Annotated in this window: 3 protein-coding genes; 2 read left to right on the top strand and 1 reads right to left on the bottom strand. The window is 42.2% G+C overall.

The window, feature by feature from the left end; translation table 11 throughout:
- Window positions 1–180 precede the first annotated feature (180 nt).
- A complete protein-coding gene (locus HDE70_RS17940; protein WP_183891451.1) occupies window positions 181–1,788 on the top strand; it encodes a S8 family peptidase in 1,608 nt (535 codons plus the stop codon).
- Between the two features lie 64 nt (window positions 1,789–1,852).
- Here HDE70_RS17940 and HDE70_RS17935 read toward each other — a convergent pair whose 3' ends face one another.
- Complete coding sequence (locus HDE70_RS17935) at window positions 1,853–4,363, bottom strand: hypothetical protein (protein WP_183891450.1); 2,511 nt, start codon at window positions 4,361–4,363, stop codon at window positions 1,853–1,855.
- 334 nt (window positions 4,364–4,697) lie between these two features.
- Here HDE70_RS17935 and HDE70_RS17930 point away from each other — a divergent pair, with 334 nt between their 5' ends.
- Complete coding sequence (locus HDE70_RS17930; RefSeq protein WP_183891449.1) at window positions 4,698–14,624, top strand: putative Ig domain-containing protein; 9,927 nt, start codon at window positions 4,698–4,700, stop codon at window positions 14,622–14,624.
- Window positions 14,625–14,626 lie beyond the last annotated feature (2 nt).

Raw genomic sequence — 14,626 nt, 5'->3', positions numbered from 1 at the left:
ATAAATCTTATTAGTTTATAATAAAAATCCAGGAGAAATTCCTGGCTTTTTGATTTATAATCAGGCGCAAACCATTACCTTTGAATATAATGGTGAAAGCCCGCAGTTAAGCTAAATTTGATGGCTGGAGCATAACTAAATATCAATATTAGCGTTTAGAGTATAATTTAATTAACACATATGAACACATTGAAAAATAAAGTTGTATTACGTGGTCTGTTCAGTGCCGCACTTATTGCTGGATTAGGATTCAGCTCTTTTGCTCAGGCTCAGAAAGATAACTGGCATAACCTTGACTTTAAGAAAGATTCTGTATTTGGTGTAAGTACTGAAAAAGCATACCTGGAATTATTAAAAGGTAAAAAATCAACACCAGTTATTGTAGGTGTACTGGATGGTGGAGTTGACATTAAACATGAAGATTTACTGAGTGTAATCTGGGTAAATAAAAAAGAAATTGCCGGTAATGGAAAAGATGACGATAAAAACGGATATATAGATGATGTAAATGGATGGAATTTTATTGGTTCAGCGAAAGGTTCTGTAAGTCATGAAGCATTAGAACTTACCCGCGTACTGCGCAGAGATAAGGCCAGATTTGAAGGGGTAACTGCCGAAACAGTTAAACCAGCTGATAAGGCAGCATTCGAACAATATCAAAAAGAGCAGGCTGATTTCGATAAGCAAACCAATGAAGCTAAAAATGCTGTTGCAAATATCGGCGGTTTAAAAATTGCATTGGATGCAATGGTGAAGAGCATGGGTAAAGAAAATCCAACTTTAGCTGACTTCCAAAACTATAAAGCTTCCTCTGATATGGAAGGCCGTTTGAAAAACATCATGGTTTCTCAATTGCAGAATTCAACCTATGAGGATTTCTATAAAGCACAAATCGTGAAAGGTCTGGAGCACTACCAGGATCAGCTGGCGTATAATTTAAATCTTGATTTTGATCCCAGGGCTGAGTTTGTAGGAGATAATTATGCAGACAGCAAACAAAGAAACTACGGAAATAATGATGTGACAGGTCCTGATGCAAGTCATGGAACACATGTATCTGGAATTATAGCAGCAAACCGTATCAATAATATTGGTATTAAAGGAGTTGCTGATAATGTTCAGATTATGGGGGTTCGCAGTGTACCAGATGGTGATGAACGTGATAAAGATGTTGCTAACGCAATTCGTTATGCCGTTGCAAATGGTGCGAAGGTTCTGAATATGAGTTTTGGTAAAGCTTATTCATGGGATAAGAATGCCGTTGATGAGGCCGTTAAATATGCTATGTCAAAAGATGTACTGATTATTCAGGCCGCAGGAAATGACAATAAAGACCTTGATGTAGAGAAAAGCTTCCCTGACCGCAGATATGAAGGTGGTGGAACAGCAGCAGCTTATATTGTAGTAGGTGCTTCGGGATCTGCTGATGATAAAACTTTGAAAGCAGATTTCTCTAACTATGGAAAAACAACAGTTGATGTATTTGCGCCGGGTGTGAAAATTTATTCTACAGTACCAGGATCAAAATACGAAGCTTATAATGGTACGAGTATGGCTTCTCCTGTAGTTGCAGGTGTTGCTGCATTAATCAGAGAATATTATCCTAAATTAACTGCTGTACAGGTTAAGGATATCATTATGAAATCAGTTGTGAAAGTTGATCACAATGTAGATATAGAAGGTGCTGAAGGAGAAACTCCGAAATCTGTACCTTTTGCAGATATTTGTATCTCAGGTGGAATTGTCAATGCTTATAATGCTTTGAAATTAGCTGCTGATTATAAATAGAAATAAAGTTCCAATAAAAAACGGGTCTGTCTCTAAAAGAGACAGACCCGTTTTTTATTGGAACTTAAAATAGCTGTCTTGAAACATGGTGTTCATCAAGCAGACAAAGTTTCTCGTATTTGTATTCATTGACCAGATCAAACTCTTTAAGGTCAGTATAGATATTAATCAGCAGATTGAACATGAACATCGCGTTCAGCAATACATTGTTTCTTCTGAAAAGTAACAGGCATTCTTTGGTATGGTGAATGGCAATTTCATACTCTTTCCTGTTGTAATATTGCTGAGCCTGGAACATCAGTAAAATCACTTCCTGATATTTGGCGAAATTGGTGCAGTTCCTGTTCGATAAATAGACTATGATATTTTCAATCTGGTCTGTTTTCTTTCCCGGAGCACTTCTGGAACTGTACATTCCATAAACAGCGAGTATATAAATAGTGAAAGTAGTTCTTTTTGCAAATTCTCTTGGATGAAGTTTGACGATATTGGAAATTACCTCGTGGCCGGAAGTGGCATCACCAGTAAACAGGTTCACATAAAGGATCAGAAGATAGGAAATACCTTGCCTGGGATCAATATGATTTTCAGGCCTGATCCCAAAAGGGTTATCACCATTTCTTAAGCTCTCAATATTACCCAGTAAACTCCTTGCAGCGGGTTGTTCCGCATTAATCTTTGCATAGATAATTTCCAGTGCTTCTACAGGGTTGACCATCCAGTCGGTAGCATTCAGCGTACTGATATTTTTTATTCTTGCCTTGATAGCCTCTTTATCAAGCTTAATGACCTCCAGAACTCCTAATATCGAATTATAGACTAATAAATGATCATCATTACTGGCGATATCAATTAAAGCTGCAACGGCCTCCTTATAACAGGAATCAATAAAGTCGAAATTGATAAGTTTCGAGATGATGATCTCATGGAACTGATTTTCGTCCAGTACTCTGATAATGTCAGGATTAAACTTCGATCTGTATTTAATCTCTTCGGCCATGAACAGGATCAGATAATTAGTCTCGAAGCTATTCAGGTTCAATTTGAAAACAGATTTCAGTTCGTGGAAATTGCCAGTTTTAATCAGGAAACGTGTAGTCCACTGTAAAAGCTGGAAACGAACCTGATTAGCCTCGTATTCTGTATTGATATAAGTGAAGAAGTCCATGTTCACCTGGAGGTGGAACTTTTCCAGAATCTCAACAAAAAGGAAATACTCGAACATATGCGGATGCAGAAAGCGTACATATTCTTTGGGATGCGCATTTTCTGTTCTCTTTTCTTCCATCAGAATACCATCTGCCAGTAATTCCATATAGGCATTTCTGAAAGCAGAAAGTTCGGAGAGCAGGCTATCTTTTTCTACCGCATTGGTTTGTTTTCCATATTCAGTAAGCTGAATGATTTTTTTCAGGAAAAGTATCTTCTCCGTATAATAATTTGAACGGTAAATCTTTTCCTGAATAAAACGGGAAACCAGTTCATAAAAAGTAATGTTTGTATAATAGTTAAAATCGGGATCTTCTTCTTTGAGCTGATAATAGAGCTGGATATGCAATGGGAATTTCAACTGAGCTTTGAGTCTCGGATTGATTTCTTTATTGTCCAGGTAGTTGATTTTAGAAATAATCACGTCTACTTCCTTTTCCGTAAGCGGAGGGACGTTGGACAATTCATGAAGATTAAAATAGTTGCCCGGGAACCATTTTGACTTCAGGAAAGAAGAATGGCGGATGCGTTCATAAAATCTCATCCAGGTCGTAGAACGCAGACTCATCATTAACTTGATATTCTTGTAATCTTCCAGTGAACAGATCAGATTAATGATATTATCAAATAAACGGTTTTTATCTTCTTTCTTTAAAATCAGTTCGGCAAATCCATCTAACATGATAATAAACTTACCACCATGTGCCGCCTGAATATTATTAATATATTCGAGTGTGTTTTCAGCAGGGTCTATTTGCAGCTGCAACTTGAGCTGATCTTCCATATTAAGATCTGCATGGTCTTTACTGAAGAAGTTATAGGCCTGAACAAATAAGATGGTTGAATCTTTATAGGCAGCATCCTGTTTATAAAACAGGTCTTCTGCTAAATGGCTGAGTAAAATTGTCTTCCCATAACCAGGTTGTGAAATTACACTGGTGAAGATATAGTCGCCAGCATAAAACTCATCAAAATCATACGCTGCGAATTTCCGGCTGATCGTAATATCATAGGGGATACCGGATCTGTTCCTTATAGTTTTTAACGTGAACTGGGTAATCTTGTCAGCTTTATCTTTAAGATTTTTCCATTCGTCTGTAGGATGACCAGGTTGTGGCAGATCAATTACATCAACCGATGCAATGTCAACATATTCAGCAAGGGTGGTCAGGGTGAACGTAGAAAACTTATGTTTAACAACAGCGAAACCAAATAACCTTTTAATAGTCGTTTCACTTACGTTCTTGTTAAGGTGCTTACTAATCTCAATTGAGATTCTCTTACAGTCAGCAGGCGTAATAAATCGAATACCACATTTTAAGAGAATCAAGCTTTTAAGTTCGTTCAGCCGGTGACTGTATTCCATAGATCCGTTTTTTTCTATTGTATTATTCGAGTTTAGTTAAAAAGCTAGTTAGACACCAATAGTAATCGAATATACACATATACGTGATAAATGAACAGAAAGGATTTAAATAAAAAAAGCAACAAATTATCCTTTAAGCAGATAAATGCTTTTAGAATGCGTTTAAAAGCGGATGCTTGCAATTTTCTGAATTAGAAACGAAAAATTGAACAAAATGAATGGAATGAGCCGTTCATTTTGATCGGCTTAAATGAATGATTTGAACACAAGATTAGAGGTTCCCTTTACTTAAAATTGTCAGAAAGTATTAAAGTTAACCTCTAAAACTGCCGGTATGAAATATACTTCTACTCCCCGAATTTTAAAAAAATACCTCTGTCTTCTCGTTAGTATACTAGCTATAACGCTATTCGGTACACGATCGTATGCACAAACTAAAAATTACGCTACTGTAACTCCTTCTACAGGAATTGCCAGCTATAACATTGGATCGGATAATCCGAATTCCAATCCTGGTAATGTGGCATCGATCGATAATCCTGGAAATGCAATTTTGCAACCACCAGGAGCTCCGGCCACACTGAATGCCAGATATTTCAGCTTACTCGGATTAGGGTATGAAGGGGAGGCGTATATTCAGCTTAAATATGGCAGCCCGCTGATTGCTGGAAAAACTACTTATATTCGTTTTGACCAGCCTACCAATAATGGTTTAAACCTTGATTTGCTGGGAATTGTTGGAGATCTAACCGGTCTGTTCTCCAAAAGGATCGTGCAAATTGATGCTTATACTGGCGCAACCGCTGGCAGTGATGGTACGGTTATACCTGCTACTAATGTTTCAGCTACGGTTGTAACTGATGTTAATGGAAAAACTTATTTTGCAGTTACTTCATCTGTTGCTTACAATTCACTCCGGATTCGTTTAAGAGTACGGAGTAACGCACTTTCAATCAGTCTTGGAAGTTCAATTAATATGAATGTATATCCGGCATTTAATTACGATGCTGATAATTGCAGTTCTTCTATCTTTACGAGTGTAGCAGCCACAGGCCTGAATGTTTCTTTAACCAGCCTGGTTTCTAATCCTCAGAATGCTATTGATGGTAACTTGAATACTTTTTCACAACTTCAGGCAGGAGTAGTGACTTTAGGCTCATCAGTTTCTCAGACTATTTATTTAAACGGACTTTCTTCTGCAACCGATGTGGCCAAGGTCGTCTTTTCACAGGGTGGCTCTGTACTCACTTTGAACGTACTGAAAACGATTACTGTACAAGCCTATAATGGGAACACGGCGGTCGGAAATCTGAATTCACTCGGTACATTAATTAATCTTGATTTACTCGGCTTATTTACAAATAATACCCAGGTTCCAGTATTTTTTACACCGGGTGCGCCATTTGACAGGATAAAAGTTACACTGGATAATGGTCTGGCCGTAGGCGGAAACCTGCTTGCCGGAGGTTTAAATATTCACGAAGCGCAACGTACAGTACCCAAACCATTATTTGACGGTGTAACCGGCAATGCACAAACGCTATGTGGAGGTAGTACATTAACTTTAACCCCTCAAAGTCCTAATGCTGGTTATACTTATAATTTCTACAAAAAAGTTGGCCCTAATGGTCCAAGAACAGCTGCTACAGGGGTAACGGCTAATGTCCTTACAGAAACTGGCCTGGCAGCCGGAGTTTATACCTACTATGTAGCTGCTCAGAAAACAGGATGTATTGCAGAATCTGATCTGGATAGTGTAGTTGTCACTGTTAAACCAACATTGCTGTTTACTGCAACTCCACTCAGCAATGGAACAGTTGGTAAAGCCTATACGAAACAAGTTGGCCCTGCAACCAGCGGAACAGCTCCATATACTTATGCAATTGCCCAGGGGAGCGCATTGCCTTCGGGTTTAACCATGACCTCGGCAGGTTTGATCAGTGGAACACCTACTGCGGCAGCGGCAGCGACAACTTTTAGTTTGATCGCAACCGATGCCAGCGGATGTAAAGCCACTGCAATTCATACGTTAACTATCACAGGCACTTTAACTTTACCAGCGGCAACTTTGCCAAATGGTACGGTCAATAAGGTTTATCCGGATACGCAATTGCCGACTCCAACAGGAGGCAGCACACCTTATACTTATGTTGCAAGCAATCTGCCTCCGGGGATTACTTTAAATCCGGCAACCGGATTGTTAACAGGAACACCTTCAACTGCGGGTACCTATGCTATTCCGGTAACTGTTACTGATGCAGATGGAAATGTCGTGACTACTACCTATACGATTATAGTTAGAAGTCCGCTGGTACTTACAGCTTCTACTTTATCGGACGGTACAAAAGGGCTGCCTTATGCTCCTCAGATTATACCTTCAGCAACAGGCGGAAGCGGTGTCTTTACTTATAGTGCGACAGGCGTGCCGCCTGGATTAAGTTTTGATCCGGTAACCAGGGCAATTACAGGTACACCAACACAAACGGGTACTTTCACTTTCCCGGTCACTGTAACCGATAATGAAAACAATACCGCTACCCTGAACTATACCATTACCGTTAGAGATGCGCTGGCATTAGGTAATGTTGTATTTCCTGACGGAGAGGTGAATGTAGTTTATCCAACCCAGACGATTCCAGACGCCACTGGTGGAACCGGTCCTTATACCTATGCAGGTTTGAACCTGCCTCCGGGACTGACTTTTGATCCTTTAACTAAAACTGTTTCAGGAACACCTGCGCAATCCGGTACTTTCACACTTTCAATCAAAGTAACCGATGCAGCAAACAATACGATCACTGTTCCTTATACTTTAAAGGTTGCCGGTGCACTTACACTACCAACCGCTACTTTAGCAAATGGTAAAGTAGGTACTGGTTATACCTCTCCAAGTTTGCCAGCAGTAACAGGTGGTACAGGTCCTTATACATATAGCATTGCGGCAAATCAATTACCAGCTGGTTTAAGCTTCAACGCTGCAACCCGGGTAATTTCAGGAACTCCAACTGCTGGTGGTAATTATACCATTACGATGAAAGTTACTGATAATGCAGGGAATACGACCAGTACAGATTATGCATTGAATATTACTGTTGATGCACCTGTTGTAGCTGGTACTACTGTTTGTAGTGGTAACTCAGCAACTTTAACAGTTGATAATGTTACTGCCGGGGTAACTTATAATTTCTATTCTTCTACCGGGAATACCCCACTCGGTACCGGAACCACATTTACTACGCCTGCACTAACAGTGACTACCACTTATTATGCAGAAGCAGTTTCGGGATCAGCGGTAAGTGCACGTATTCCGGTTAATGTAACGGTAAACCCTGCGCCAGATGCACCAGCTGTTGTGATTAATAGTGTAACAATCAGTGCCGGCCAGACAGCAACTCTTCAGGCTACCGCTACTTCTGGTTCAACTATCAAATGGTATGTAGCAGCGACAGGTGGTATTGAACTGTTTTCTGGTGGGACTTTTACTACACCAGTGCTGAATGCAAATGCTACTTACTATGTTGGAACCTCGAATAGTTTTGGTTGTACCAGTGCAGTCAGAGTTCCTGTAGTGGTTAGTGTGATTAACGGAACAGTTAATCCAAACTGTTATGCGGCAACCAAACAAGAAAGCGGAATTACAGGTGGCTTACTTTGTGTGGCCTGTGCGATCTTTGATCCAGCCAATTCTACAGATGCTGACCTGACCAACTATACCAGGATATCTCTGCCAGCAGGTATCGGAACTACAGGATATCAGCGTCTGATTTTTCAGAATCCTGGCGTAGCAACAGATAGTGTTCGTCTTGATCTGGAAATACCATCAGGTCTGTTAGACTTATCTGTACTTGGTGGAACTACCATTAATGTGATGAATGGAGCTACTGTTGTAAGCAGCTATCCGCTAAACTCATCTTTGATTCATCTCAATTTATTAGGAGGAAACAGATTTAATGTTACTGTTGCAACAGGTGGTGTTTATGACAGAGTAGAAGTTAAAGTGAATGCAGTGTTATCCGCATTGATCAATGTATATATTTATGGGGCAGATGTTGTGGCTCCAAACCCAACTATAGTTACAGGAAATCAAACTATTTGCTCGGGCTCAACAGCGACTTTACAAGTTGCACCAATAACCGGCACAACCATTGCCTGGTATAGTGCGGCAACCGGAGGTACAATCTTATCGACCGACAATATTTTTACCACACCAGCGCTAACAGCAACTACAGTTTACTACTTACAGGTAAGTAAAAATGGTTGTGCGAATGCCACCCGTCTTCCGGTCACTGTTACGGTAACCACAGGGCTTACGCCTCCGGTTCTGGCCACAGTAGTTCCGGTTTGTGCAGGTTTACCAGCCACCTTATCCGTAGACAGCCCGGTAGCTGGAATTACTTATAAATGGTATGCGGATGCTACAGGTGGAACAGCCTTGTTTACAGGTCCGGTTTTCACAACACCTGCATTAACTGTCAATACAACTTATTACGTAGAAGCTACCAATGGAAGCTGCGTTTCAGCAACCCGTACTGCAGCAAATGTTACTGTTAATGCCCGCCCGGTTACACCACTGATTACTACTGCAATGACTACAGTAGCACAAGGTCAGCGTGTAAGCCTGACAGGAACCTCAACAGAAAACAACGTTACCTTTAACTGGTACACAGATGCTGCTGCAACTACTCCCGTATTTACCGGAGCAACTTATTTAACCCCACCACTTACCGCAACTACTACTTTCTATCTGGATGCGGTTTCTACAGTGACCGGTTGTGCCTCTTCTATCAGAGTACAACAAACGATCACAGTAGTGCCAACCGGAACACCTATACCAGTAGGTTGTGAAGGACCAGCCAGTCAGACCAATGGCGTTGGAGGTTTAGTTTCTATATTAGCCAGGGTAGATAATCCGGAATTAGCAATTGACGGAGATCAGCAAACAGGATCAACCTTAGCAATACCAGTAGGTATAGGCTCAAATGTTTATCAAAAAGCGATTTTCACAGGTCTGTCTAACGTAGGTGATACAGTACGTGTATTGTTAAATTCACCGGGTCAGCTATTGTCACTTGCGCTTGTTCCAAGTATAACTGTAACTACTTACCAGGGCAATACCAGCAACAATGATGGCGTTGCGATTAACAATCCGATTATAAACCTTAAATTATTAAGTGGTGGCAATCTGGCCCTGCTTACATTTGTTCCGGCAGCTCAGTTTGACGGGGTAGAAGTTAAATTGAATTCAGGTCTTCTGGGCGCTTTAACCTCTATTAACTTTAACTATGCTAAAAGAACAGCAACTGCACCAGTTGTTGCTTCGGCTGATGTAACTGCATGTTTAAATGGAACAGCAACTTTATCTGTGCCAGCTCCGCTGCCGGGTATTATCTATAAATGGTACGACGCCGCCGGAACTTACTTAGGTAATGACGGGGCTACTTTTATCACACCAGCGATTACTGCGGATACTAAATTCTTTGTAGAAGCATCAAGAGGGGGCTGCGGAAGTTCAAGAACTCAGGTGAATGTGACAGTTAGCCCTGCACCTTCTACTCCTTTATTACTTGCTCCATCACAGAGTACCTGTGCAGGATCAAGTATACAAATCAAAGTACAAAACCCTCAGGCAGGTGTAACCTATAACTGGTATAAAGCTGGTGTATTGGTTCCAGGGCAGACTACTGCAACATTTACTGATGTGGTTACCGCAGATGTAACTTATGAAGTAGAAGCTGTTAATGCATGCGGTACTACCTCTGCAAAAGCAGCAATAGCAGTAACTGTTGGCAGCTTAACTCCACCGGTACTTACTCCGGCAGCAGTCACTATTAACTCTGGTGAGAAAGCAGTGCTGATCGCAAACTCATCAACTACCGGCTTAACCTATCACTGGTATGGTGCTGATCCGGCTGTTACGCCAGGCACACCAGAATTGTCAACTTTGACCAATGGTGCAAACGGAATGTTTGCAACTAACCCGCTTACTGCAACTACTACTTTCTATGTAACCGCAGAAGGTACAGCAGGAACTTGTGTGTCGGCTGCCGCTTCGGTTGTGGTTACTGTAAATAATACGCCATCAAATCCAGGAACAGTTCCTTGTGAAGGGGCAACAGTTGATCTGGGCAACACAGTAAATGGACCTGCTTTATTCGCAGGTGTTTCAAATCCTGCTTTTGCTTTAGACAACGATTCTACCACAAGTTCTTCACTCTTTATCCCGGTTGGCTTAGCGAATAGTTATGTAAGTCAGCGCGTAGGTTTTGCAGGACTTTCAACTCCTGGTGATCAGGTTAAAGTGAGCCTTACTCAAACAGGGGCATTGCTTACCATGGGGCTTGCTAATAATATTACCGTAACGACTTATAAAAATGGAATAAGTAATAATGATGAAAAGAACATTACTGATCCGCAACTTAATCTGAATGTCGTTACTGCTAATAAAAACTTTGTTGTTCAATTTACTCCGGGCACTACTTTCGATGCCATCGAAGTGAAACTTAAATCCGGAGCAGCAGGTCTGCTGACCTCTATCAACCTGAATTACGCACAGCGGATTATAGCGCCTCCAACAGTTGTTGCAACTAGTGTTTCAGCATGCGAAGGCAACGCTGCAACATTTGCAGTGAGCAATCCTGTAACGGGAGTAACTTATACCTGGTACGATAGCGCAGGTGCTGTAGTGAGTAACACTGCAACTTTTAGTACACCAACAACGCTGACTGCCGGAACTTATACCTATACTGTAAACGCAACCCGTGGTACTTGTCCGGGATTAGTGAAAACAACAGTCACAGCTATCATTACTGGTTCGGCTGCGCCTGCGGTACCAGCAACAGGAAATCCGGCAACAACTTGTCTGAATACTCCTGTTACTTTAAGAGTAGATCCGGTTACGGGTGTGACTTTTAACTGGTACGATGCATTAACCGGAGGAAACCTGATTGCCTCAAATACAAATACCTTTATTACACCGTCGAGTCTGGCAGCAGGAACTACCACTTATTATGTAGAAGCCTCAAACGGTAACACTTGTGGAAATACCTCGGCAAGAACTCCGGTTGCCATTACTATTAATCCACCTGCTACCGCTGATGATATCACCGTTACCGGTGCAGAAAATTCTGTTTGCGTAGGTTCAGGTGCTGTATTAACAGCCACCAGCACATTGACTAATCCAGTATTTACCTGGTATACCGATGCCGCATTAACCAATGCAGTATTTACAGGAGCAACCTATAATGTGCCTCCGGTAACAGTAACTACGAATTACTATGTCACTGTAAAAGCAGATAACAAATGTGCAAATACAGCGGGTACGGCCAAAGTGGTTACCTTAACTGTGAACCCACCAGCTACTGCTGCTGATATTACCGTAACTGGTATACCAGTGAGTACTTGTGCAGGCACTCAGGTTACTTTAACCGCGACCTCAACTACAGTGACCAATCCAGTATTCATCTGGTATAAAGACGCTGCATTAACGATGGTGGCACAGACCGGTCCAACATTCGTTGCAACTGCATCCTCAACAAATACGCTTTATTACGTAACTGTTCAGGGAACCAACAAATGTAAAAATGCAGCAGCTGATGCAAAAATTGTTACCCTGATTGTGAATCCACCAGCAACTGCTTCAGATATCAGTGTGAATGGCATCCCGGCAATTATTTGCTCCGGATCAGGTACAACTTTAACTGCAAGCAGTCTGACTGTAGTTAACCCGGTATTTACCTGGTATACCGATGCTACTTTAATGAACGCGGTATTTACAGGTGATGTTTTCAATGTACCTGCATTAGCCACAACCAAAACCTACTACGTAACTGTAAACGGACTGAATAAATGTCCAAATCTTCCTGGACAGGCACTGGCCGTCACTTTAAATGTTAACGCTCCATTGAACTTTACAGGTAAGGCGCTAAGTGACGGCTCTACAATCAATCCATACAGTGTACAAATTGATCCTGCAACTGGTGGAACAGCACCTTATACTTATGCGCTGGCTCCGGGCAGTGCTTTACCAGCAGGATTATCCTTGTCATCTACAGGATTAATCAGCGGAACACCAACGACAGCTGGAAACTATACTTTCTCAATTAATGCCTCGGACAGTAAAGGCTGTAGTGCTCAAGGCATATTCACGCTGAATATTGGTACTACAGCTGTATTGTCACTACCAGCTGCAACCTTGCCAGACGGACAAGTAGGTACAGCTTATCCTGTACAAACTTTACCAGCTGCAATTGGTGGAACATCCCCTTATACTTACGTAACAACAGGCTTGCCTCCAGGATTAAACTTTGATCAGGCAACCAGGAACATTACAGGAACACCAACTATAGGTGGTATGTTCACCATAACCATGACAGTAACCGACGCAAGTAACAGAAATGCTTCGGCAAACTATTCGCTGAATGTGACTGTACCAGCACCGGTTGTTGCTGACGGATCGAATTGCGGAGGGGGCCGTGTTACTTTAGTGGTAACCAATGCTGTACCTGCAATAACTTATAACTGGTTTGCAGATGCGACTGCGAGAATCCCGATTTTTACAGGAACAAGTTTCCAGACTCCTGCAATCACAACGAACACCATTTATTATGTAGAAGGCCTGGCTGGAATAACCAGTACAAGAGTCGCAGTAAATGTGAACCTGAAAACTCCTGCCAGCTCAGCAGATATTACCATCACAGGTGTACCTTCAGTAGTGTGCGGAGGTTCCGGAGCCAGTTTAACGGCAAGCAGTACAACTGTAAGTAACCCAACATTTAAATGGTACACTGATGCTGCTTTAACTAACTCTGTATTTACAGGAGCTGTATTCAATACGCCAGTACTTACAGCCAATACGACTTACTATGTGACGGTGCAAGGGCCGAATACTTGTGAAAGTTCGCCTGCCACTGCCAAAGCAGTAGTCTTAACGGTGAACCCGGCGTTGATTTACAACGGTGCAACATTAGCTGGTGCCTCTACTTCAACTACTTATTCTGCACAGGTTGGCTCAGCAACGGGAGGTACCCCAGGTTATACTTATAGCCTGGAGTCAGGAAGTACGCTTCCGGCAGGTTTGTCATTGTCATCGGCAGGATTACTAACCGGGACACCAACTACAGCAGGAAGTTATGCCTTCGCTGTCACTGCTACTGATAGTAAAGGATGTACAGCGGTAGCCGCTTTCGTTCTTGGTGTTGGCAGCAGCACACAAATGACCTTGCCACCAGCAACTTTACCAGACGGGCAGGTAGGCAGCTCATATACGCCCCAAACCTTACCAGCGGTAGTTGGCGGAACGGCACCATTTAGCTATGTAGCTACAGGCTTGCCTCCTGGGTTAAACTTTGATCCGGCAACCAGGGTAATCTCAGGAAAGCCAACACTAGGAGGAAGCTTCTCTGTAGTGGTAACTGTTACTGATGGAAACGGATTGACAGCAACCAACACTTATACCGTTAACGTGACCGTACCAGCATCAGCAGTAGGAGATGCGGTAAGCTGCGGAGGCAGCCCGGTTACCTTAACTGTAACCAACGCACTGACAGGAGTGACCTATAACTGGTATAACACGCCAACCGGTGGAAGCGTATTGTTCACAGGGCCAGCCTTCACGACACCGGCTATCACCGCAACGACTGTCTTCTATGTTGAAGCGATTTCAGGAACAGCGACCAGTGGCAGAATTGCAGTCAATGTTACTGTGGCAGCGGCACTTTCATCACCAGTGGTGGTGGTTAAATCAAGCACGCTGAGCAGTATCACCTTTAGCTGGAACGATGTTCCGGGAGCAACCAGTTATGAAGTATCTATGGATGGCGGAACAACCTGGACCAATCCAAGTTCGGGAGCTGCTGGTACTACACACCTGATCTCAGGACTTCCGGCAAACACTAGTGTTAAACTGATGGTGAGAGCAAAAGGAAGTACCACTTGTCAAACCAGTGCCGCGGGCAGTGTAACTGGTACAGCAACCGATGGAACAGTACCTAACGATGTATTTATTCCAAATACATTTACGCCAAACGGAGATGGTAAAAATGATGTCTTCTATGTATATGGAAATGCAATTGCTAAAATGAGAATGCGAATCTATAACCAGTGGGGACAGTTCATCTTCGAATCATTGCAGCCGCAAGTAGGATGGGACGGTTCATACAGAGGGCAAATACAGCCGAACGGTGTATATGTGTACTACGTAGAATTAACCCTCACAGACGGCTCTACAGATAAGAGAAAAGGAACAGTAACCATTTTAAGATAACA

Source organism: Pedobacter cryoconitis, from assembly GCF_014200595.1.
GTDB lineage: Bacteria > Bacteroidota > Bacteroidia > Sphingobacteriales > Sphingobacteriaceae > Pedobacter > Pedobacter cryoconitis_C.
This window is presented reverse-complemented; position numbering and strand designations above follow the sequence as displayed.